The 22,943-nt window shown below is 60.6% G+C and carries 21 protein-coding genes and 1 pseudogene; 13 read left to right on the plus strand and 9 right to left on the minus strand.

Annotation, left to right across the window (positions count from 1 at the left end):
* The first annotated feature begins 227 nt into the window (after nt 1–227).
* From ACSQ20_RS23005 to ACSQ20_RS23015, 3 genes are read left to right on the plus strand one after another with little or no spacing between them, the layout of a single operon-like run.
* The gene (locus tag ACSQ20_RS23005) at nt 228–1,310 is read left to right on the plus strand and encodes an acyltransferase family protein (RefSeq protein ID WP_436024549.1); all 1,083 of its coding nucleotides are present in this window, start codon (nt 228–230) and stop codon (nt 1,308–1,310) included.
* A 43-nt stretch (nt 1,311–1,353) separates the two neighbouring features.
* Nucleotides 1,354–2,397, plus strand: coding sequence for a GDP-mannose 4,6-dehydratase (gene gmd / locus ACSQ20_RS23010; RefSeq protein WP_436024551.1), 1,044 nt, complete (start codon nt 1,354–1,356; stop codon nt 2,395–2,397).
* Nucleotides 2,394–3,386 carry a GDP-mannose 4,6-dehydratase gene (locus ACSQ20_RS23015; protein ID WP_436024553.1) on the plus strand — a complete coding sequence of 331 codons (993 nt, stop codon included), beginning with the start codon at nt 2,394–2,396 and terminating at the stop codon, nt 3,384–3,386. The genes gmd and ACSQ20_RS23015 overlap by 4 nt, the downstream gene beginning before the upstream one ends.
* Here the strand turns inward: ACSQ20_RS23015 and ACSQ20_RS23020 are convergent.
* Nucleotides 3,343–5,307 carry a collagenase gene (locus tag ACSQ20_RS23020; protein ID WP_436024555.1) on the minus strand — a complete coding sequence of 655 codons (1,965 nt, stop codon included), beginning with the start codon at nt 5,305–5,307 and terminating at the stop codon, nt 3,343–3,345. The two genes, ACSQ20_RS23015 and ACSQ20_RS23020, sit on opposite strands and share 44 nt — an antisense overlap.
* Nucleotides 5,308–5,608: 301 nt before the next feature.
* Between ACSQ20_RS23020 and ACSQ20_RS23025 the strand changes: the two genes are divergently transcribed.
* On the plus strand, nt 5,609–5,947 hold the full coding sequence (locus ACSQ20_RS23025; protein WP_436024557.1) for a cupin domain-containing protein: 339 nt from the start codon (nt 5,609–5,611) through the stop codon (nt 5,945–5,947).
* Here the strand turns inward: ACSQ20_RS23025 and ACSQ20_RS23030 are convergent.
* The 4 genes from ACSQ20_RS23030 to ACSQ20_RS23045 all read right to left on the minus strand — a co-directional run bounded on the left by ACSQ20_RS23030 (nt 5,941) and on the right by ACSQ20_RS23045 (nt 9,583).
* Nucleotides 5,941–6,912: a nucleoside hydrolase gene (locus tag ACSQ20_RS23030; RefSeq protein WP_436024559.1), complete on the minus strand. Its 972-nt coding sequence runs from the start codon at nt 6,910–6,912 to the stop codon at nt 5,941–5,943. The two genes, ACSQ20_RS23025 and ACSQ20_RS23030, sit on opposite strands and share 7 nt — an antisense overlap.
* A gap of 24 nt (nt 6,913–6,936) precedes the next feature.
* Nucleotides 6,937–7,326, minus strand: a complete 390-nt coding sequence (locus ACSQ20_RS23035) for a cytidine deaminase (protein WP_436024561.1) — start codon at nt 7,324–7,326, stop codon at nt 6,937–6,939.
* 121 nt (nt 7,327–7,447) lie between these two features.
* Nucleotides 7,448–8,326: an alpha/beta fold hydrolase gene (locus ACSQ20_RS23040; protein WP_436024563.1), complete on the minus strand. Its 879-nt coding sequence runs from the start codon at nt 8,324–8,326 to the stop codon at nt 7,448–7,450.
* A 33-nt stretch (nt 8,327–8,359) separates the two neighbouring features.
* Complete coding sequence (locus ACSQ20_RS23045) at nt 8,360–9,583, minus strand: MFS transporter (protein ID WP_436024565.1); 1,224 nt, start codon at nt 9,581–9,583, stop codon at nt 8,360–8,362.
* Nucleotides 9,584–9,675: 92 nt separating this feature from the next.
* On the opposite strand from ACSQ20_RS23045, the gene ACSQ20_RS23050 reads away from it, so the two are divergent.
* Entirely contained in the window at nt 9,676–10,578 is a 903-nt protein-coding gene (locus tag ACSQ20_RS23050) for a LysR family transcriptional regulator (RefSeq protein WP_436024567.1), read from the plus strand.
* A 27-nt stretch (nt 10,579–10,605) separates the two neighbouring features.
* Here the strand turns inward: ACSQ20_RS23050 and ACSQ20_RS23055 are convergent, their stop codons facing one another.
* From ACSQ20_RS23055 to ACSQ20_RS23065, 3 genes are all read right to left on the minus strand, one after another.
* Complete coding sequence (locus ACSQ20_RS23055) at nt 10,606–10,896, minus strand: H-NS histone family protein (RefSeq protein WP_436024569.1); 291 nt, start codon at nt 10,894–10,896, stop codon at nt 10,606–10,608.
* 505 nt (nt 10,897–11,401) lie between these two features.
* Nucleotides 11,402–12,013 carry a J domain-containing protein gene (locus tag ACSQ20_RS23060; RefSeq protein WP_436024571.1) on the minus strand — a complete coding sequence of 204 codons (612 nt, stop codon included), beginning with the start codon at nt 12,011–12,013 and terminating at the stop codon, nt 11,402–11,404.
* Nucleotides 12,014–12,016: 3 nt separating this feature from the next.
* Nucleotides 12,017–12,214: a hypothetical protein gene (locus ACSQ20_RS23065; protein ID WP_436024573.1), complete on the minus strand. Its 198-nt coding sequence runs from the start codon at nt 12,212–12,214 to the stop codon at nt 12,017–12,019.
* Between the two features lie 156 nt (nt 12,215–12,370).
* Here ACSQ20_RS23065 and ACSQ20_RS23070 point away from each other — a divergent pair, with 156 nt between their 5' ends.
* Together ACSQ20_RS23070 and ACSQ20_RS23075 are read left to right on the plus strand one after the other, a co-directional pair.
* Complete coding sequence (locus tag ACSQ20_RS23070) at nt 12,371–12,940, plus strand: TetR/AcrR family transcriptional regulator (protein WP_436024575.1); 570 nt, start codon at nt 12,371–12,373, stop codon at nt 12,938–12,940.
* A 286-nt stretch (nt 12,941–13,226) separates the two neighbouring features.
* Nucleotides 13,227–13,472, plus strand: a complete 246-nt coding sequence (locus ACSQ20_RS23075) for a hypothetical protein (protein WP_436024577.1) — start codon at nt 13,227–13,229, stop codon at nt 13,470–13,472.
* Between the two features lie 79 nt (nt 13,473–13,551).
* Here ACSQ20_RS23075 and ACSQ20_RS23080 read toward each other — a convergent pair whose 3' ends face one another.
* A complete protein-coding gene (locus ACSQ20_RS23080) occupies nt 13,552–14,982 on the minus strand; it encodes an OprD family outer membrane porin (protein ID WP_436024579.1) in 1,431 nt (476 codons plus the stop codon).
* A gap of 362 nt (nt 14,983–15,344) precedes the next feature.
* On the opposite strand from ACSQ20_RS23080, the gene ACSQ20_RS23085 reads away from it, so the two are divergent.
* The 6 genes and pseudogenes from ACSQ20_RS23085 to ACSQ20_RS23110 all read left to right on the plus strand — a co-directional run bounded on the left by ACSQ20_RS23085 (nt 15,345) and on the right by ACSQ20_RS23110 (nt 22,941).
* Nucleotides 15,345–16,853 (plus strand): peptide MFS transporter, encoded by a 1,509-nt coding sequence (locus ACSQ20_RS23085; protein WP_436024581.1) that lies wholly within the window; start codon nt 15,345–15,347, stop codon nt 16,851–16,853.
* Nucleotides 16,854–16,903: 50 nt separating this feature from the next.
* Nucleotides 16,904–17,146 (plus strand): annotated as a pseudogene (locus tag ACSQ20_RS23090) (IS3 family transposase); the annotation flags it as partial.
* 725 nt (nt 17,147–17,871) lie between these two features.
* Nucleotides 17,872–19,881: a hydrogenase 4 subunit B gene (hyfB, locus tag ACSQ20_RS23095; RefSeq protein WP_436024583.1), complete on the plus strand. Its 2,010-nt coding sequence runs from the start codon at nt 17,872–17,874 to the stop codon at nt 19,879–19,881.
* Complete coding sequence (locus ACSQ20_RS23100) at nt 19,878–20,828, plus strand: respiratory chain complex I subunit 1 family protein (protein ID WP_436024585.1); 951 nt, start codon at nt 19,878–19,880, stop codon at nt 20,826–20,828. The genes hyfB and ACSQ20_RS23100 overlap by 4 nt, the downstream gene beginning before the upstream one ends.
* On the plus strand, nt 20,829–21,488 hold the full coding sequence (locus tag ACSQ20_RS23105; protein ID WP_436024587.1) for a formate hydrogenlyase: 660 nt from the start codon (nt 20,829–20,831) through the stop codon (nt 21,486–21,488).
* The gene (locus tag ACSQ20_RS23110; protein WP_436024589.1) at nt 21,481–22,941 is read left to right on the plus strand and encodes a hydrogenase 4 subunit F; all 1,461 of its coding nucleotides are present in this window, start codon (nt 21,481–21,483) and stop codon (nt 22,939–22,941) included. Before ACSQ20_RS23105 ends, ACSQ20_RS23110 begins: the two co-directional genes overlap by 8 nt.
* Nucleotides 22,942–22,943: the final 2 nt, after the last annotated feature.

Consider the following 22,943-nt stretch of genomic DNA (forward strand, 5'->3'; position numbering starts at 1 on the left):
CTTGGCTCTCAGGAATTCGACTGCCTAGACTAAGGCCAAACTATTTGGCGGAAAGCTGCAAATAATTCCAAAAAATTCCTGCCGTATCGCCATCTGCCCCGGATCATGCGGCACTTAATACGAAACGACTCAATGGGTTTTTCGTCAATTTCTTTTTCCGCAGAATGGGGCCGTCTTTTTTAAGCACTGCCGGACGGCCCTGCCGGCGAAGGGAATGCAAGGACACCATGTCTCAGTTGATCGCGCCTGCTTTACCGGAGTCCAATATCGATATCGCAAGACCGCACACACGCATCGTCCAGCTCGACGGCGTACGTGCCGTAGCGGTACTCGCCGTATTCCTCAATCACGCCCTCGGTGTATCGCTGTGGATGGGCGTCGATCTGTTTTTTGTATTGAGCGGATTCCTGATCACCGGTATTTTGCTCGATCGGAAATCACGTAATCAGTCGTATTTCGGTTATTTTTACGCGCGCCGTGCGCGGCGGATTCTGCCGCCTTACATCATCTTGCTGATTCTCTCGTCGTTACTCTTCGGCGTCGGCTGGCTCAATCATTGGTGGTGGTATGCGTTCTTCGCGACCAATATCGGCCAATCGCTCGGCGAAACGGGTAACCCGGGCTTCGGCGTGCTGTGGTCGCTCGCGGTCGAGGAGCAGTTTTATCTGGTCTGGCCCGTGCTCGTACTGCTCGTATCCGAGCGCACGCTCGGTATCATCGCAGCGGCCGGTATCATCGTCGCGCCGATACTGCGCGCGCTAGCCACACCGTTGTTCAGCGAATTCTGGCCGATCTATTTCCTGACGCCGTTCCGTATGGATCTGCTATGTGCCGGCGCATTGCTCGCGGTGCTGATGCGGCGCGTGCCCGATCTGCCCGAACGCATGCGATGGATGGCCTGGGCGGGGCTCTTCGGCTCGCTCGCCACGCTTGGCTGGCTGCACATACATTACCCGTCCATGCGCGACTCCAATCAGCCGCTGTCGAATGCCGGCCTCTATAGCCTGACACTCGTGCTGTCGAGTTCGGTCGTCGTGCTCGCGCTCAGAAGCCGCGGCATCGTCACGCGTGTGCTGTCCCACCCCGTGCTCGTTTATATCGGCACCATCAGCTATACGGTTTACCTCGTGCATGTGACATTCATCGGCCTGATGTGGAAGCTCGATTTGGGCCGCTACACCAGCGCCATCGCTGCGTTGGCGCTGACGCTCGCGTTCGCGAGTGCCAGTTGGTTCCTGCTCGAAAAACGGCTGACCCGGGGCGGCCCTCGCCGTTCGACGCTGTCGACTGTCGCACTCGTTCGTGACTGAGAATATTCATCGAGCCATTCAAAAACCTTACAAGGACAATGTCATGAATGCGACGCAGGCTGCACGCAAAGCGATCATCACCGGTATCACCGGACAAGACGGTGCGTATCTCGCGCAACTGCTGCTCGAGAAAGGCTATGCCGTCGTAGGCACCTATCGGCGCACGAGCTCGGTCAACTTTTGGCGTATCGCCGAACTCGGCATCGAACAGCATCCGAATCTGACGCTTGTCGAGCACGATTTGACGGACCTCGGCTCGACGATACGGTTGCTCGAATCGGCGCATGCGCACGAGCTGTATAACCTTGCGGCGCAAAGCTTCGTGGGCGTGTCGTTCGATCAACCCGTCACCACCGCGGAGGTCACCGGAGTCGGCGCACTCAATTTGCTCGAGGCTATTCGGATCATCGATAAAAGCATTCGCTACTATCAGGCGTCCACATCGGAAATGTTCGGCAAGGTCCAGGCCGTTCCGCAAACGGAGGACACGCCGTTCTATCCGCGCAGCCCGTATGGGGTGGCGAAGCTCTTCGCGCATTGGACGACGATCAACTATCGCGAGTCGTACGATATCTTCGGTGCCTGCGGCATCTTGTTCAATCACGAGTCGCCGCTACGCGGTCTCGAGTTTGTCACCCGCAAAATTACCGATGCCGCTGCGCGCATCAAGGCAGGCAAGCTCGATAAGCTCGAGCTCGGCAATCTCGACGCGAAGCGCGACTGGGGCTTCGCACGTGAATATGTCGAAGGCATGTGGCGCATGCTGCAGGCAAATGAGCCCGATACCTACGTGCTCGCGACACAGCGTACGGAAACCGTGCGCGATTTCGTCCGCATGGCATTTCAAGCAGCAGGTTATCAACTCGAATGGAGCGGCAAGGCTGAACGCGAACGCGGCATCGATGTGGCGTCCGGCAAGGTGCTCGTCGAAGTCAATCCGAAGTTTTATCGGCCGGCGGAAGTGGAGCTGTTGATCGGCAGTGCGGACAAAGCGCGCGAAAAACTCGGCTGGCAACCGCACACCACGCTCGAAGGGCTCTGCAACATGATGGTCGAGGCCGATCTCGCACGCATCGCGGCGCCATGAGCGCAATCAGTTCAGGCGTAACACGCATGCCGCGTGCGCTCGTAACCGGTGCTGGCGGCTTTACAGGCCGGCATCTCGTCGCGCATTTGATCGAACTTGGCTATGAAGTCTGGGGCACCGTCGCGCCCGAGGTCAGCGTTGCCCCGTTGCAATCACCGGCCCATGTCGCACAAGCGGTCGACCTGCTCGATGCCGCGCGTCTGCGCGCGTTCGTCGACGATGCGAGCCCCGAGGTTGTCGTGCATCTCGCGGCGGCGTCGCACATTACGCAGGACACGCCCACCAACAGCTACCTGACCAACATCGTGGGCACGCGCAATCTGCTGGCGGCGCTCGCCACGCTCGACACAACGCCGCGCGCGGTATTGCTCGCAAGCAGCGCGAATATCTATGGCAATGTGCCATTCGAAGTGCTCGACGAAAGCATCGCGCCGCAGCCGGCCAACGACTATGCAGTCAGCAAGTTTGCGATGGAACATGCAGCGCGTCTTTGGATGGACCGTCTTCCGATCTGCATTGTCCGGCCGTTCAACTACACAGGCGTCGGACAGCGCGAGGACTTTCTATTGCCGAAGGTCGTTGGCCACCATGCAAGAGGCGAGCTAAAAATCTCGCTCGGCAACCTGCATGTGAGCCGCGATTTCTCCGACGTTCGCGACGTAGTCGCTGTTTATGCGCAGCTACTTGACGCAGCACCCGCAGGTGAGACGTTCAACGTTTGCTCGGGTGTGGCACATTCGTTGACCGATGTACTCGCGATGCTGCGCGACATCGCGGGCTATGAAATCGACGTGTCGGTCGACCCACGTTTTTTACGCGCCAACGAGGTGCATCGACTCATCGGGTCGAACCTCAAACTGCGCCACGCCATCGGACGTGTGCCTGCCACGCCGCTTCACGAGACGCTCGATTGGATGTACCGACACGCCGCAAGCATCGAGACCGTCAATCGCTGTGCCACGGCGGAGCCGGCGTACCGGCCGTTGTAACGGTAGGCACCCATGCGGAAAATTCGTCGTCGAGCTGCGGGGACAAACGCTGTATGAACGCCCAATACGCAGCGTAATCGCCGCTCCTGAACATCGGCAGGATCGCTGCCAACACTTCGGGATGTCGCTCAAAAATGAAGCGCGTTGCCATGTACCCCCAGCGATAAGCGCGGCTCACATAATCAACCATGTCGTAGTCGTTCTTAAAGATTTCGCTCAGGCGATAACGGCCCGTCATTGCCGCTTCGATTGATTCGGGATCGTCGTTGCCGCGCGAAATGTATTCCGCCAGCCCTTCGATATACCAGACGGTAGGCACGCGCGTCGATTGCTCGAAGTCGCCGTAGAGATCGAAGCGTCCGTCGAGATAATGCACGTATTCGTGCTTCAAATTCCAAATTTCGAACGTCGGACTCAACCAGGTTGCGACGTATGCGATGAAGCGCGCCTGATTGGTGGGCGAGGCCGGGTCCCCTTCCAAATAGACACCGCCGTTGTCGGTATCGTTGCCGAATAGCACGCCGGAATAGTTTTCGTATTCGACATTGCTCGAAAAGACGACCACCTCCAGCTTCGCATTGCCGTCATTCGCCACTGGCACGCGGTTCGTATGCAACATTGCATGAAAGAAGGGGGCTTCCTGCTGCACCGTTGAGCAGGCCTTTTTCGCCTGCGCCGAATCGAGCGATTCGGCACGCAAGTGGACGGTTTTTCCCGGGCAGGAATAACGCCTCGATAAGATGGCGTCAGCCAAGCGCGCTTCGAAGTTGCAGGTTCCATAGGCGTTGCAATTGTCGTTGTCGTAGGCGTTGACCGCCTGCGCCGCAGCGAGCCAAATCAGCCTGTCAGGGCCGGCCATAGTTGAACCGGCTAACGCATCGCGCATCAACGCACTGACCGTCGGCAACAACGCCGGGTGCATCGCGAAACGAAATGCTTCACCGGCCGCCTGGTTCAGTTGATAGCTGGCGTTGTTGTCATCGAGCAAGCTTTGTTTGTTCGCCCTCACAAACGCGTATAGCGACGATGCATAGGAGGGATCGCTCTCGATCTTCGGCAATGCCTCCGGGCGGTAATGGGCGAAGTAGAACACCTTGAGAATGCCGGTAAAACCGTATCCGACATTCGGATCGTCGAGCAAGCGCGCCGCGTTGGGTGCCGCCGGCGTATTCGTGAATCGCTCGACCCACCGTTTCATCACGTCGAGATAAGCCGCTTCGTCGTGCATGTTGACGATGAGCGTCACCACTTCGCCAGCCGTCGTCTGCGCTTTTTCGTTCGGCGAAAAGAGCGTGCTGCCCGTCAGTAATTGCATGATCGCGGGGCGCACAGTAGCGAGCACGTCTGCGGCAATCGGCGCGATGCTGCCCTCGCTCGCCAGATAGTAAGCAGCCCTAAGGAATAGCGCGACATTGACCAAAGTGCGGTCACCGGGCGCGTAGGCCGCACTCGCGCTGGCGAACCGGGTAGCGACCGCAGTCATGTTCGCGTTGCTAAAGAGCTGCGTCGCCTGTTGAGCCGTCACCGAAAAGAAGGCGTTGGCGCAACTCGAATCGGGGAGCGCGGCAATCGCTTCGGCAAGCTCGGCACCACTGTAGCCAGCCATCGCAGCCATCGAAGGGCATGCAGCGGTTTCGGCCTGAACAAGGTGACCGCTGTCGCGCAATCGACGCCGCATCTCGGATGTCATCAACTCGGGGCGCAGCACTTTCGACGGTGCAAGATCATAGCGCATGGCTTCACGCGTGCGTGGCAGCATCGATGGCGTACGCGGCATCGGTGGCAAGCGCGCTTGCTTCGATACCATTCCCACATCGCCGGACGCATGCGAATAAGGTGCAGCAAGCGCCGAACCGACGAACGCCATCGTCATGGCGAAAAGCCATAGCCCACCAGACAAGCTGATTCGCAATCGCCCCATGAGCGTTGCCTCCTTTCGTCATCTCGATTGAGTCGGCACCCACTCTATGGAGCGCGAGCGGCGCCAACAACTGCGCGACCAGATAGCTGCCAATGCTTAGAGGTGCTAACTAATCCGGAATCATCGGCAAAGGTGAGGGTTTTCGGGATTAGGCGGAATCGAGCGCCCGTTCGGCACGCAAAGCCTTGGCCTGTGGGAGGCGGTAATCGGCGATGCAAGCGCTAAGGTGAGGTTTTTCGGGAGGCGTTATGATCGAGCCGCGCATAACGCGCGATCCTTTACTCGACAATAAAGGCCAACCATGGCAACCGTTCCAAACGACGTACTGCGCATCGCCGAGGCTGACGCGGCGTTGTCGCTAGCCGAGCTTCCGGTGCCGTTCATCGTGCTCTTCGAGCGCGGCGACGTATCAGTCGAACTCTTTTCGCCGCGCGGCACGGACACGCAAAAGCCGCATACGCGCGACGAGCTCTATATCGTGTCGTCGGGTTCGGGCATTTTCGAGCGTGCGGGCCAGCGCTGCGATTTCAAGGCGGGAGATGTGCTGTTTGTGCCTGCACATGTCGAGCATCGCTTCACGACGTTCAGCGCAGACTTCAAGACCTGGGTGATATTTTTCGGGCCGCAGGGCGGCTACTGAGGCGAACGCGGCAATGCGCATAGCGTGCGCTGATAGAGCGAGAGCACCGCTGCCGCATCCACGCTGACACAAACGCTGCAAGACGGCCTGCTGTCCCACGCAGGGGCCGGCGTCAGCATTTGCGCTGGCTTTTGGATCGTATGTCCGGCCGCGATACCTTCGGTGAGCACGCGAACCGGACCGGTGCGTGTGATGAAGCACTCCGGTGAGAGCAAGTAGGCGACCGCCGATGCGTCATGGACATAAATGCCCTCGACGCACCCGCTGGCGCGATGAAACGTTTCATAGTGGCGCGAGACGTCCCATACGAAGCGCCCTGCTTCCGAGCCACGCTCGCGCAGCGACGCGAGATAGGCGTGCGACATGATGACCCGTTGCGTCACGTCGAGGCCGACGATGACAACGGGCCAATCGGCACCGAATACGATATCGGCCGCGCGCGCATCGCCGTGCATATTCGCTTCCGCCGCGGGCGTGACATTGCCTGACACGCCGTCGATTCCGAAGGCACCCCCCATCACGATCACCTGCTTCACAAGCGAGGCGATGCCCGCATCGTCGACAAGCGCAAGTGCGAGGTTGGTCAGTGGCCCGACGGCAAGCAGCGTCACTTCGCCTGGATGCCGTCGCACGGTATCGACGATGAAACGCGAGGCCGCGCGCGCGTCGGGCATGGCGTGCACCGGTGGCACGACACCGATGTTGCCGAGGCCGTCGTCGCCGTGAATCGCGGGCAACGGTGCCGGTGCGCTGCCTTCGAGCGGCTCGCCAGCACCGCGCGCCACCGGCACACCAGGCGCGAAACGGTGCGCGAGATAAAGCGCATTGCGCGTCGTCGTATCGATGGTGGCATTGCCGAACACGCTGGTGATACCGAGCAGTTCGATATCGGGGCTAAGCGCCTGAAAAACGAGCGCCATCGCATCGTCGATGCCCGGGTCCGTATCGTAGATGACTTTGTGCATGTTCTTATGCCTGGCTCGGGGCCGTCATAACGAGAACGCATCGGGCAGCTGTTCGCGTGCCGTCGTATCGCGCCAGTCACCGCGTAGATTGCCGAGCCGAATCGGCAAATCGGGGCCGCCAAGCTCGATGATGACTTGCCGGCATGCGCCGCACGGCGAGATCGGCCCGGTTGTATCGCCCATGACGGCCAACCCGCGAAACTGATGACGTGTATAGCCTGCTGCGATCGCACTGAAAAATGCCGTCCGTTCGGCGCAATTGCAAAGCCCATACGACGCATTCTCGACGTTGCAGCCAAGAAAAACATTGCCGTCGAGCGTCAACAATGCAGCGCCGACTTTGAAGTTCGAATAAGGCGCGTAGGCATGTTGGCGTGCAATACCCGCACGCTCCAGCAAATGTTCCAACGTCATGCGGCCTTCTCCTTCGTCTCGATGAATGGTGGCGAATATGGCTGTGATCGTTGCGCTTGTCAGCGTTGCAGTATAGTTTCGGCGCCGGCATCACGATACCCCGCTTTCCGTGCGCCTTCATTCAGCGCAGCGCCAAACGCCGCAGAAAATCGTGTGTCAACGCGGCGATCTCGTCACTCGCTTCCTCCAGTGCAAAGTGGCCGGCATCGAGCAGATGCACGTCCGCGTCGGGAACATCGCGCTGATAGGCATACGCACCCTGCACGGTGAATGACGGATCATATCTGCCCCACGTCACGAGCATCGGTGGCCGATGCTCGCGCAACCAAGCCTGCCAACGCGGATACGATTCGAGATTCGTGCGGTAGTCGTAAAAGAGATCGGTCTGGATCGCGCGTTGTCCCGGGCGCGCCAGAAAGTGTTGTTCGTCGCGCCAGTTGTCGGGATCGTAGCGTTGGGGATCCGGACTCTTCCCTACATGACGCAGCTTCAAAGCATCGAGGGAAGCAAGATTGGCCCACAGGCTGTCTTCGTATGCGGCACGGTCTTGCCAGAATGCCTTGCGCGTTACCCACAACGGCCCGAGCCCTTGCTCATGTGCAACCGCATTTTGGATCACGATACCAGCCACTTGCTCCGGCCGCGCCATCGCCAAACGGAATCCGACCGGGCCACCGTAGTCCGCCATGAAAAGCACATAGCGATCGAGCTTCAACGCGTCGGTGAACGCTTCTATGGATTGCGCGAGATTATCGAACGTATACGCGTATCGGTCGGGCGCGGGTGCCTCGCTATTGCCGAAGCCTGGATAGTCCGGCGCGATTAGGCGAAACTCGCGCGCGAGAAACGGCATCAGTGGTTCGTACATTCGTGACGACGACGGAAAGCCGTGCAACAGTAAAACGGTCGGTGCGTCTTGCGGTCCGGCCTCGCGATAGAAGATATCGACTCCATCGATATTGACGGTCGGATAGCGGAAGGTTGATCGGGTCGCGTTCATAGTGGGTCGGTTTCTCGAGTCATGAGATGCGTTTCAGGGCTGCCGCGGTACCGGTGCCAGCGTCTGCACCGCATGCAGCACGCCGGCCGCCAGCGCGAAGAAAGCGGCAGCAAGACAGACGCCCGTCCAGTGGCCATGCACCCACGCAGGCCCGGCGAGCAGCGCGCCGATCGCGCTGCCGATGAAAAAAAGTCCGGTGAACAGGCCGTTCATGCGGCCACGCGCACGTGCGTTCAGCAAATTAACCGCGCGGCGCCCCAACGCCTGATCCCCGATCACGCCGAGGTCGAGCAGCAGCGCCGCGACGACGAGCAGCGTCACGGAAGCGGCGGGCGACACGATGTGGCTGCCGCCGAGTAGCGCGATGCCCGTCGCAAGCACGACGATCATATGGAAAGCGATCGTGGCTTGCCGATCGAAACCGCGGTCGCCAAGGCGTCCCGCGACCGGCGCGATGATCGTGCTGCCCGCGCCGGCCAGAGCGAATAGGCCGATGCCCACATGACCGAGCCGCAGTGGTGGATTCGCGAGCTCGAGCGACACGCTCGTCCAGAATAAGTTGAAGGAGACCATCAGTAGGCCCTGATACCACGCGCGGCGCCGCAGCACCGATTCATCGCGAATCAGGCGCAACAGCGAACTCGTCAGCGCGGCGTATGAGCTGCGATGCACGGGACGCCGTTCGGGCATGTGCGTCGAGAGCCACGCGGTCATTGCGACGAGCGCCACTGCATCGATCGCATAATAGCTGCGCCATCCGAACGCGCCAGCGAGCAGGCTCGCTGCTGGCCGCGACAGCAATACGCCGAGCATCAGTCCGCTCATGACGTCGCCGACCACGCGGCCACGATCTGCCTCGGGTGCCTGCGATGCAATGACGGGCACGAGCATCTGGATCGCACTCGAGCTCACGCCGATGAAGAACGACGCGAGCAGAAACATCATCGGCTCGCGCGCAGCGGCGACCACAACCAGCGACATCACTTGCGCACCGAGCGTCGCAACGATGAGCCGCCGGTTCGGCAACAGATCGACGAGCGGCACGAGAAGCAACAGCCCGCAGGCATAGCCAGCCAGCGTCAGCATTGTCACGAGATTGGCCCATGCACCGAGTCCGATCGACGTGGCCAGGTCGTCGACGAGCCCCTGCGACGCATACAGGCCGAGCACAGCGATGCCGACGGCGATTGCATACGGCCACGTCGAAACGCATGTGGACGTTGCGACGTCGGCGCGACTCAATTCGTTTGCTGACATCAACATGCACTCCGGAAACACCATCCGCTGAATCGTACTCTCGCCTTAGTGATAGATAATCCTTGCAACGCCTGACTCTTTCTCCCGAAAAAATGGACAATGGATCATTACGCGACCTGGAAACGTTTGTCGCGATTGCGGAAGAAGGCAACCTCACCGCAGCGGCGCGCAGGCTTGACAAGTCATTGCAGGCAGTCAGCCGCTCGCTCCAGGTGCTCGAGCGGGAAGCAGGCACGCTGCTCGTCGCACGCACTACGCGGCAGTGCCGGCTGACCACCGCAGGCGAGAAGTTCTATGCGCGCATCAAGCAGGTGCTCGGCGATCTTGCGATGGCACGCGCGGAACTCGCCGACTACGCGACGACCGTGTCGGGGCGTTTGCGTATCTGCGGTCCGACGCTGTTCGGCCCGCGATATATCGCGCCGCTGCTGGCCAGCTTTCTGGCGCGTTATCCCGAACTCAGGGCGTCACTCGATCTTTCGGATGAATACGATGACCCGGCGAAAACCGGCGCCGATGTCACGATCCGTATAGGCGAAACACCGGACTCGAATCTGGTTGCGCGGCGGCTCGGCACGATTCGTCGCGTGACGTTTGCCTCGCCTGCCTACCTGGAATCTCGCGGACGTCCGCTGCGGCCAGCGGATTTGAAGCAACACGATTGCCTGGTGCGCTCGGCACTGCCTGAGGCGTCGCTCTGGCGTTACCGGGGCAAACGCGGCATAGAAGAACGAGTGCAGGTGCGTGGCCGCTTCGACAGCAACAGCACGGCTGCGCTCAACGAGGCCGTGGCAAGCGGCCTCGGTATCGGCCGGGCCGCCTACTGGCAGATCAGCGAACTCGTGCTGCAACGTCGCGTGGAATTGATTCTGGCTGACTACGAACTTACGCCGCTGCCATTGCAGGCGTTATGGCCGCCGACGCGGCGTCTGCCGGTGCGCACGCGCCTCTTTGTGGAGTTTCTGGCGGCACGGCTTCAAAGCGTCGCGCTGTAGCGCTCGACGCGGCGTCACACCCGCGGCTTAATCTTGAATCAGGAAGCGCTCGCGCCGCTTGCCGATCCATGTCGGCGCACGTCCTCGACCGCTCCAGGTGGCGCCGGTTTTCGGATCGCGGTACTTTGGCGGCAACCGGCCCGATTGGGTCTTGCGCGCCCGTTTGGCAGTGAAGCCGAGCTCTTCCGCGCTAATGCCATATTCCGCGATTTGGGCCTTTATTTGCTCAATGACAGCAGCCATTTCCTTCTCGCGCGCGGCAGCCATTTGCGCTTGGACTTTTGCAAGTTGCTCAGTAAGTTGCCGATAGCTCGCCATAGAGAATCGCCTCCGTTGTGGTTGCCGATGTAATTGCCAATTGGTACCGCGCTTGTGACAGATCGGACGCGCAAAAGTGCAATTTCATCTCGCCTTGCATGCAAAGAGCACATTGCGCATACCGTTATCGGTAGATTTCTGAACGACGTCGACCCCCCCTCCGCACATGCCACGCGCATTTTCCAAGCAAGCACTTTCCGGGCCTTGCGCCGGACACTGAACGAGCGTGGTTGGACGGCCATCGGACGTGAAAAGCGGTGCCGCGCCACCGCAACCCGTAGCCGCCATAGCGAGCACCATGGCATGAATGACGTAGACGGCGCGACGTGCCGTTGCGCGATGGATAGAAGATGGGAGCGTGTGTTTCATCGAGCCAATTGATTCGTTTGCTTTCGAATGGCGGGAGTATGCCACGCGGCGGGCGTCTTGTTATTGCATTACCACGCCGCGGCGTAATCATCCCTATTCGACAGGGTTTCGAATTCAATGTAATTGGCGCCGCTCGCTACGATCGAAGTCCGAACATGCCGTGCCACAGCGTACTGAAAAGATTCGTGTGCAGCGAGTCCTTTGCTTCGCCATGGCCAGTGTATGCGTCCGGCACTTCGGAGGCTTCCGATGATTGCGAGGCTTGCGCGGTTGCGCCTTTCTCGACCGATGCGCCCGCGGGCTGCGCCTCGCGCGACGACTGAAGCGCAGCGACGCCGTCGGCGATACGGGCTGCGAGCGTTGCGTCGCACGCGCGGCCGAGCAATACGCCGAACAGGACATCGCGGTTGTGTCCCTGCTCCGCATAGCGCATGGCGAGCGTGACGAATGCCGCGTACTCGGCCTGCTGTCGCGCTGCCTCGGCTTGCGCGCGGCGGCGCTCTTTCTCGCGGCGCCGTGCAAGTCGCTGCATCTCCTCGGCAAACACGGCGTCATAGACGCGCCGCTGTTCCGGGTCCGACAAGATTGCGTAAGCTTCCTTCACTTGTTGAAACGTCGCGTGTGCAGCAGCTTCATTTCCCACATTGCGGTCAGGATGCGAGCGCATCGCGGCTTTCCGATAGGCTCGCTTGACTTCCTCTTCGGTGGCATCCTCGCGCACACCCAGCGTGTCATAAAGCGTCACCATCCCTCACTTGAAAATAGTTGCGTGTTTTTCGATCGTAGCATCGCGCGCCATTCCGGTCATCGATTCAGGCCGCTCAGCCCGGCCAGCCAATGCAATCGGCGTAGTGGCGCCGATATTATCTGCGCACTGCAACATTAATAATTCGGCTGGGGGCTTGATTTCAGGACGCGCTTCGATTTGAATGACATCACTTACGATCATCGTCCCGCATTGAGAGGTGCGAGTCAGACCGATCGAAAGTCGTCTATCGGGGGAAACACTTGTTGAAAAATAACGTTTTCTTCGAAGAAATTGACTCGATAGGCGAGTTTCTCCGCGAAAACGCACAACTTTTCACATATATTAAGCGGGCCAAAAATGAGTGAGAAAAAGAAAGCGCTGATCGATACCGCGACCAAGCTATTTTCGCGGTTCGGCTTTCACGCCGTGGGAATCGACAGAATCATCGCAGAATCGCGCGTTGCGAAAATGACGATGTATAAGTACTTTCCGTCGAAAAGCCGCCTCGTCGTCGAGGTGCTCAACGAGCAGGGTGCGGCGCTAACCGCGGGAATCGCGGCTGCCACCGCGCCGCATTCCGAACCACTCGATAAACTGCATGCCGTTTTTCTTTGGCACGATGCCTGGTTCCGCGCAGAGCCATTTACGGGCAGCATGTTCGTTCATGCCGCTGCGGAATTTCACGCCGAGGAAAACGAAATTTTTGCAGCGTCCGAGGCGCAACGGTATGCATTTGTTCATTTGCTCGAGCGCATTCTCGGGGAACGCTTCGACGGCGAAGCGGCGGCCCGGCTTGCGCGGCGATGTGCGCTTCTACTCGATGGCGCAACGTTAGCTCGCCAATTGAGCGGCCGCACCGACGCCGCACGCGATGCGTGGGAAATGGCGCAAGTGCTGGTCGACAACGAACGGGTGCATTGCGTGTAACGCACGCCGTCATCCGCACGCGAAAAAACGGTGAGCGACGAGAGGGTGCATCGCGCACCGTGCGCGATTGCGCCCGCTTGGGGCATGCTGTTCGCGCACTTTAAAAAGCCGCTGACGCCGGCGAACTTCGCGTTACACTCATCGACATGAAATTGGGCAGCGGAAAAGCCGCCGCGACGTCGCGGCTCGCCGCGTTGTTGCGCCCGGCCGGCAGACGAAAGCACTCTGTCGAACAGCAGGCGCTGCCCGTACAATCGCTTTCAATAACGACCCGAGGAAACGTTCGATGCGCACCACCCGTTGTTCCGGGGCCATGACCCTGCTCACCGAAATCGACGAAACGAGCGGACGTGAAGTACGCTCTCTGAAACTTGAAACCGCAGAAGACGGCAAAAGCATTCTTCTGATCGAAATCGACGAACGCAAGCCCGGCATCCACCGGGAAGTGCGCTACGAAATCACGCCGGCCGAACTGATCGCGGCCATTCGTGCCAATGGCGCGGAACTGCCAGGCGAGCAGCACGCGCGCTGACCCGCTTTGCATCCATCTCGCAAAAAAACGCGGCAGGCGCGATGTCTGCCGCGTTTTTTTGTCTCGTCAATGCCGAGCTTCAAAGCAGGCGCGCCGGCAACGTGACGACAAGCCGGTACACCTGACTGGTAGGGTCCGAATAGTAAGCCGATCCCACATGCCACATTGCGATCAACGCGACTTTCGTTTGCTTGAAACGCCCGCTCTGCACAACGTATGACGGCGTGATGCCGAACTCGTGATGCCTGCCATGAACCGCCTGGCCGTTCTTCAAATACATGGCGCCATATGCCGGTGCGCCGGGCCCGCCCGACCCATATCGCTGCGCACCCGCGGCTGCGTCGGCACCCCACCCCTGTTGCGCCCACACCATCGCCGAAAAGCCGGGCAACGTTGCATATTTGCCATCGAACGAATAACGCAACTGCAGTGATTGCTCATGTGGGGCGTTGTAATCCACATCCATCGAATTGACCAAGTAGTCGCCGGCCGTCTCGTTCACGTAATCGAAGAACTGGTCGCTTGAAATCTTCTGATAGCCGACCAACAGCGAATGAGGCCCGTGCTGCGCCGAAAGCGACAAGCCGTAGGCGCGATTGTCGATTGCGCCCTGTCGTGCGGCGCCCGTATCTTGCGTGACATAAACGCCAGCGGCACCGGTCAGCCTCAATGCCTCGATACGGCCAATACCGTGTTGAATCGACGCATAGTATTGCCGCCAGACATCGTCGGCTTGACCCGCGTACAGCATCGCGTTGCCGTTGGGCGAATAGGCCCATGCGCCACCCACAAAACTAAAGCGCCGCACCGGCACGCCACCGTATGACGTGCTCAATCCGGACAACGCGGTGTGTCCTCTGGCATTCACTTTCGTAAAGCTGCCGGCTTGCAAAGCCAATTGCTTCCACTCCTGGCTGAGCATCGATGCGCCGAGAAACGTCGGTGGGAGCGCACGATTGTCGTGCGGCTCGAGAAACGGATTCGACACGGCGTGCAAGCCGTATTTGAGCACCGTCTCCGACATGCGCGCCTTCACATCGTATGTCCCCGGATAGGCCCAGGCTAGCTGGTTCGATCCCCCACCATTGCGGCCCACGTGCACCATGTTGCCCACGCCTGCTCCGCCGTCGAACTTGAGCGCGCCAAACAATGCGGCGTCCGCGCCTAGTCCGACGAGGCCCGCGGTAAAGCCCGACTCGAAGCGGGCCTGCATCCCGCCCACCCACGCGTGGCGCGTTGTGCCCCCCGCCATGTGCAGATAGTCGGTGTAGTTGCGAAACTCGAAGTCGATGTGGCTGCCTTCGATCAACCCCTCGTGCTTGCCGTTCGCTAACACCGCGGTACTCGGCTCGGGCGGCGTCGCCTCGATCTGATCGGCACGCGCGAGTGCCTCGTCAGGCGATGCCTGCGCTGCATGAGCGGCACCTACGCCGGCTCCGACAGTCATCAAAACTGCATAAGCGAACGACGCTAACCGCGCGAGCGCCGCGCACAATCCATCTTGTTTCATCCGCGTCTCTTCCTGGCTCGGGTGTGATGTCACGCAAAAATTAGTAAGGACTACTGACTAATTTTTGCGGACGAAAAGAAACGCGCATCAGACCACGCACGCGTGCCGATGTGCAGCTAGCAAAGGTATGAGGGGCGTATTCCCTGAGTGACGCTCACATCTCGCCTCGCGAGAATCGCCGCGGCATTGCATCGACGGGCCGTCGCAAACGTGTTGCGTAAGCCTCGCTGCGGCTTGGCGCCAGCGGCGTTCGTCCGCTGTCGGCAGCGCGCTGATCCGCCTCTACTCGATCGCATTCGCAGACCGCTACCCCTTGCGCACATCATGCGCTGTGGGAATTCGACCATCAGGAGACGTACTCGATGAATTCCTCTAGTTTGCAAAACCGTTCCTTTGCGACGGTCTTTCTGATTGAAATGTGGGAACGCTTTGGCTATTACGGCATGGCGGCACTGCTCGTGCTCTTCATGATCGAGCAGACCGGCTTCACCGATTCGCAGGCCAACCTGGCCTGGGGGGCATTCACGGCACTCGTTTATGCCGCGCCCTCGATCGGAGGATGGATCGGCGACAAAGTGCTCGGCACACGCCGCACCATGTTGTTCGGCGCATTCGTTCTCTGCTGCGGGTACCTGATGCTGGCCATTCCCGATGACCGGATCGGATTTCTCTACACAGCGCTCGGCGTCGTCGTGGTCGGCAATGGCTTGTTCAAAGCCAATGCGGCCAACCTCGTGCGCCGCATCTACGACGGCGACGACGCACGTCTCGATAGCGCATTCACGATCTACTACATGGCTGTCAACATCGGTTCGACCGTATCGATGCTCGCGACGCCGTGGATCAAGGATCACTGGGGATGGCACGCGGCCTTCGGACTGTGCTGCGCCGGCATGGTGCTCGGCGTGTTGAATTTGATGATGCGTTACCGTTCGCTCGCGCAAATTGGATCGGTACCGGACGACGCACCGATTTGCGTCAAGCGCGTTGGTGCCGTTGCGCTGGGCGGCGCTGCGCTCGCACTCGCGACGGTCTTCGTGCTTGGGCACGAAACGCTCGCTGTGGCCTGTGTCTATGTTGCCGCGGCTGCGATTGTCGCCATTTTTGCGTTCATGACATTGACCTGCGAGCGAGCGGAACGCGCAGGGCTCGTTGCTGCATTCGTCCTCGTCATTCAGTGCATTCTCTTTTTCGTCTTTTATCAGCAGATGTCGACCTCCCTGACATTGTTCGCACTGCGTAATGTCGACCCGTCGTTCTCATTGTTCGGCATACAGCTTTTTGCATGGAGCCCAGCGCAATTTCAAGCGCTCAATCCGATCTGGGTGATGCTGCTGAGCCCGTTGCTCGCGCTGGCCTATACGCGAGCCGCGCAACATGGCGGCGATATCAGCGTCGCCGCCAAGTTTGCGCTCGGGTTCCTCGCCGTCGCTGCGGGGTTCTTCGCTTATGCCGTAAGCGGCCGCTATGCGGTGGACGGCCGCATCTCATCATGGTTTATGGTGCTTGGCTACGGCCTCAATGCGCTTGGCGAGTTGCTGGTGAGCGGCCTCGGTCTTGCGATGATGGCGCGCTATGTACCGGTGCGCATGGGCGGCTTCATGATGGGTGCCTACTTTGTGGCTACCGGCGTGTCGCAGTACCTCGGCAGCGTGGTGGCAAATCTCGCGCGGCTGCCGTCCAATGCGCTGGCAGCCGCCGATTCGCTGCCGCTGTACACGGCGCTTTTTGCGAAACTCGGCTGGCTCGCTGCGGCTGGTGCGGTAATCTCCATGCTGCTCTTGCCGCTCATGCGCAAGCTCTCGGACGCGCACCGCCGCTCGGCAGACGAACTCGCGGCTGTGCGTTCGGGTGCGCTGGTCGTCGACTAAGGCGTCGTTCGGTCCGGTCGGCGGGACGATATGTGCGCCAGGTTAACCAACATACCAACGTTCCTAAGCAGGACGGCTCGATCCGCTATACGGATCATCTGGCCGAGACAGGCATCGAGCCGCCCTCGGCGGCGTGGACGACTCCGACGACAACGCACTGGCCGTGGCGTAAGCTGCAAGCCGTCGAGATGGCGACGCTCAAATGGGCCGAGTGGTTCAATCACCGTCGGCTGCTTGAGCCCATCGGCAACATTCCACCTGCCCAGGCTGAAGCCGCTTATTATTCAAAACTTGCTGGGTTAACCGGTAACTTTATGCCCTTGGTGGCAGTTCACTCCCAGGGGCGGGTGATGCCAGGAGATGTTGCGCATGGGTCCGCAGCGGCAACAATGCAGGCTCAAGGCGCGTGTGATCGCGAGGCGACAACACCAGGCGGCCGACTGGCTGCCTGGTGCCCTACCCGACGTATCGGGAGAAGTGCCATGCTGCTTGACGAAACGCTTGAAGAACATCAGATGGCGAGCGTCTCATCGCGGCGCGGGATGCACCAGCGCGTGCGGCTCGATCTCCCGGACAAGATTGGCGTCGCGGATGTGATCCTTCTCGACGGCTTCGACGCATTGGGCTTACCGGCCAGCCTGTCAAGCCAATCCTTCTACGACTCCTGTCATGCCGCGCTGCGCAGCGAAGGTGTGCTGGTGGCCAACCTGCTGAACAACGACACGCGGCTCACTACCCACCTCGACCGGCTGCGCCGTGCGTGCGACGGAAAAGTGTTCCGCATCATGGCGCGGCGCGAAGGCAATACCATTGCCATCGGCGTCAAACAGGGAACCGTGCCTGGGTGGCTGGACCTCTATGCCCGCGCTGAAGCCATCAGGAAATCGATGGGACTCGACCTGTACCGGTATGTCAAAAAAATGGAACGTCATCACCGGGCAGGGCCAGTTCCGGGATACCCTTCGTCCAACACACTGACCGTTGGACAGGACGTCTGACGGCACCGGAGACAACGCCGATGGAACATCTGCTGGTCGTCCATTACGTGCTGCTGGTCATCGCGAGCTGGCTGGTCGTTAGCGTTCTGGGACTCGCCAGCCTGCGACGAACACGGGTGGTGGCGCATGGCCTGTTTCCGGTCGGTGCGGTGTTTGGCCTACTGCTGTTCGGACTGGGCCTGACCGGCGTTTTCGCAGGCCCCCAGCAAGTCATCCTGCCGCTCGGGTTGCCGGATCTGCCGTTCCATCTGCGGCTCGACGGCCTGTCGGCCTATTTCCTCTGTGTTCTCGGCGCGGTGAGCGCGGGCGTGAGCGCGTTTTCCGCCGGCTATTTCCGCAAAGGCGAAGGCACGCCACCCGGATTGCTGTGCTTCGAATATCACGTGTGCCTCGCGAGCATGGCGATGCTGCTGCTAGCGGACGATGCATACTGCTTCATGGTCGCGTGGGAAACGATGACACTGTCGGCTACCTTCCTGGTGATGACCAATCACCGCATTGCCGAGATTCGCCGGGCCGCCTGGCTCTACTTCCTGATCTCCCACGTCGGCGCGCTGGCGCTCCTGCTGTGCTTCGGCCTGCTACAGGCTAATACCGGCGACTATACGTTCGCCAACATGCGACAGCAGCATCTGGACGTGTTCTGGGCATCCATCGCGTTTCTGCTGGCGCTGTTCGGTTTCGGCACGAAAGCAGGCATTTTTCCGCTGCACGTCTGGCTGCCAGAGGCTCATCCGGCGGCGCCGTCGCCGGTATCGGCCCTCATGAGCGGGTTCGTCCTGAAGGCCGGGCTCTACGGCGTGCTGCGCACGGTGTTTGATCTGCTGCACGTGCAGATTGCGTGGTGGGGCGTGCTCATGCTGATGCTTGGACTCTTCACCGCGCTGTTCGGGGTCGTGTTCAGCGCCATCCAGACGGATATGAAGCGGCTACTTGCGTACTCATCAATCGACAACATAGGCCTGATGTTCGTCAGCATGGGGCTGACGGTCCTGTTTCGCGCATACGGAATGAGCGCGCTGGCTGCCTTGTCGTTGACCGCCCTGCTCTATCAGATCGCTAGCCACGCGACGTTCAAGAGCCTGCTGTTCCTCGGGACGGGTTCTGTGCTTCATGCGACAGGCGAACGCAATCTCGGGCGCCTGGGCGGCCTGATCCGTTTCATGCCGTGGACCGCCTGGGCCGCTCTGATAGGTGCACTTGCCAGCGCAGGCCTGCCGCCGTTGAGCGGCTTCGTCTCCGAATGGCTGTTGCTGCAGAGCTTTCTGTTCACGCCGGGCCTGCCTGACCCGTTCCTGAACATGGTAGTGCCGCTCGTCGCCGCGCTAATCGCTCTCGTGGCCGCGCTCGCCGGCTACACGATGGTCAAGTTCTTCGGCATCATCTTTCTCGGCCAGCCTCGCGAGGCGAAGTTACGCGATGCACGGGATGCAAGTCCGTGGGAGCGCGTCGGCTTCGTGTGGCTCGCAGCGATATGCGTGCTGCTCGGGCTGTTGCCGGTACAGTTCGTGGTCGTTCTGGATCGCGTCACGCAGATGCTGGTTGGCGCCGGTATCGGCCAGGCGGTCGCAAGGAATGGCTGGCTGCTGCTCGCACCCACAGGCGTAGACCGGGCAAGCTACATGCCGGCGGTTTTCCTGCTGTTCTTCGTTGCTTGTTGCGGGCTCGCGTGGCTGCTGGTACGCCGCCTTTACCACGGGCGCCTGCGACGTGCTGCTCCCTGGGCCTGCGGCTTTCCGTTCGTGAACGCGCGTATGCAGGACACGGCAGAAGGGTTCGGGCAGCCGATCCGTGAAATCTTCGCGCCGCTGTTCAGGATCGAACGGCAACTACCTTCTCCATTTGACAGCCACCCCGTGTACAGCGTCACCGTGACAGATCGCGCATGGACGCTGATTTATGGGCCGATCGAGCGGCTCGTCAAGCGCCTCGCGGCACTGGCCGGGTTGCTCCAGACAGGCCGCATCGCGGTCTATCTGATGCACAGCTTTCTCGTGCTGATCGTACTGCTGATGCTGGTGAGACGATGATCGCGCTCCCCGGATTGCTCTCCCAGGGGCTGGAGATCGTGCTCGCACTGGCGGCGGCTCCCCTGCTGACAGGGTGGGTCAACATGTGCCGCGCGCGTTTGCAAAACCGCCGGGCAGCGAGCATCTGGCAGCCTTACCGGATGCTTCACAAGCTGTTCAACAAGGAGTCGGTCGTCGCCGACCACGCCAGCCCCATATTCCGCGGCGCGCCATATGTCGTCTGGGCATGCATGGCGCTCGCTTGTGCGATCGTGCCCACGCTTTCCACCGATCTGCCGCTCTCGCCGGCTGCAGACGCGATCGCCCTGGTGGGCCTTTTCGCGCTGGCTCGCGTGACAATCTCGCTGGCCGCGATGGATATCGGCACCGCGTTCGGCACGATGGGCGCGCGCCGCGAGATGCTGGTCGGCTTCCTCGCGGAGCCTGCCTTGCTGATGGTGCTGTTTTCGGCGTCGCTGATCACGCAGTCCACACTGCTGACCAGCATCGTCGCCACGCTCAGTCATCGCGAGCTTGCAATCTATCCGAGCCTCGCGTTCGCAGGGATCGCGTTCACGATGGTGTCGCTCGCCGAAAACGCGCGCCTGCCGGTCGACAATCCGACCACGCACCTCGAACTGACGATGATCCACGAGGCGCTGATCCTTGAGTATTCCGGCCGGCATCTCGCGCTAATGGAATGGGCAGCGAGCCTCAAACTGTTCGCGTACTCCTGCATCGGCCTCGCGTTGTTTATTCCGTGGGGAATCGCCGAGGCCGGCAATCCAACCGCGCTGCTGCTTGCGATACCCGCGCTGTTCGTCAAGCTATCGATAGGTGGCGCGGCGCTTGCGGTAGTCGAGACGACCAACGCGAAGATGCGCATTTTCCGCGTACCGGAGTTTCTCGCGACAGCGTTCCTGCTCGCTGTCATCGGCATGCTCGTTCACTTCCTGCTGGGAGCGTGAATGCACGGCTTCGCGACGCAGATCATCAACTTCCTGGCCGCCATCCTGTTGCTGCTGTCGTTTGCAATGCTCAGTCAGCGCCGGATCCTGTCGTTGATTCACCTCTATACGCTGCAGGGCCTGACACTCGTGTCAGCCAATGTCATCCTGGGATACGTCACCGCTGACGTACACCTTTATATCTCCGCCGCACTGACCGTGGTACTCAAGGCCGGCCTGATCCCGTGGATACTTTACAGACTCGTGCGGCGGCTCAACGTCACGACGGACGTCGAGCCGCTGCTCAATATTCCCGCCACCCTGCTGATTGGCATCGTGCTCGTGATCATTGCATTCAATGTCGCGTCGCCGATCAGCCAGCTCGCGTCGTCAGTCGCCCGCGGCACGCTCGGCATTGCCCTCGCCTGTGTGCTGCTGTCGTTCATGATGATGATTACGCGCGCGAAGGCGATACCGCAGGTGATCGGCTTCCTGTCGATGGAAAACGGCCTGTTCTTTGCCGCCGCGGCGGCAACGAACGGCATGCCGATGATCGTTGAACTTGGCATCGGACTCGATGTGCTGGTGGGCATCCTGATCCTAGGCGTGTTCATGTTCCAGATCCGCGAACAGTTCGACAGTCTGGATATTCATCACCTGGAAAAACTCAAGGATGACTGAAGCCTGGGTACTGCTGCTCGTTTTCGGAATCCCGCTTTTCGCGGGCGCCTGTCTGGTGCTCGTGGGCCAGCATCATGTCGCCGCGGAGCTCAACGTCGGCTTCAGTTTCCTGACCTTTGCCGCCGCCGCGCTGCTCGCCCTGCAAACCGTGGCGCATGGGCCTGCGTTCGCGCTGGGCAAGCTGTTCTTCGTCGATCCGCTCAATGTGTTCCTCGTCGCGCTGACGGCCTTCGTCGGCTGGACCACGTCGATCTTTTCGAGGCCGTACATGCGCATCGAGCATGATCGCGGCAAGATGACCGGGCCTCGCATGCGCCTTTATCACAGCATGTACCAGTTGTTCATCTTTGCGATGCTGCTCGCGCTGCTGACCAACAACATGGGCATCCTCTGGGTCGCCATGGAAGCTGCCACGCTCGCGACGGTGCTGCTCGTCAGCGTCTATCGCACGGCGGCCAGTCTCGAAGCCGCGTGGAAATATTTCATTCTGTGCGGCGTCGGCATCGCGCAGGCGCTGTTCGGCACGATCCTGCTCTATCTCGCAGCAAGCCGGCAGCTCGGCGGCGGCGATGCGTTGCTCTGGACCAGCCTAAACGCGGTCAAGGGCAATCTCGACCCGACCATCATTTCGCTCGCGTTCGTGTTTCTGCTGATCGGCTATGGCACCAAGGTCGGCCTCGTACCGATGCACAACTGGCTGCCCGACGCGCATGCCGAAGGCCCGACGCCGATTTCCGCCGTGCTGTCCGGCCTGCTGCTCAATGTTGCACTCTATGCGGTGCTGCGCTGCAAGGTGCTGGCCGATGGTGCACTCCATAACGGCCTGCCGGGAAACCTGCTGGTCGGATTCGGGCTGGTCTCGGTGCTGGTCGCCGCCTTTTCGCTGTTCCGGCAGAAAGACGTCAAGCGGCTCTTTTCGTATTCGTCGATCGAGCACATGGGCCTGATGACGTTCGCCTTCGGGATTGGCGGCCCCATCGCAACCTTCGCAGGCCTGCTGCACATGACGGTGCATTCGCTGGTGAAGTCGGCTATCTTCTTCACAGTCGGGCATGCGGCCCAGAAGGCCGGCACCCAGGCAATCGACGACATCCGCGGGTTGTTACGCGTGAGCCCAACCGTTGGGTGGGGCATGATGCTCGGGGCGCTAGCGATCCTGGGCATGCCGCCATTCGGCGTCTTCGCGAGCGAGTTCCTTATCCTGACGACCGCGATGAACAAACTCCCGTGGGCCACGCCCTTTCTGTTGCTCGCGCTTGCTGCGGCGTTCGCGGCCATCTTCGTGCGTGTGCAGGGCATGGTGTTCGGGGACACCACGGCGAAGGCGCTTGAGCACCCGCCCGCGTTGCTGCCGGTGTTCGTCCATCTCGGCATCGGCCTGGTGCTGGGACTCTACATTCCGCCCTATCTTGCGACGTGGTATCGGCAGGCGGCGGCCATGATCGCGGGGTGACA

Source organism: Trinickia sp. LjRoot230 (assembly GCF_964253315.1).
Classification (GTDB): Bacteria; Pseudomonadota; Gammaproteobacteria; order Burkholderiales; family Burkholderiaceae; genus Trinickia.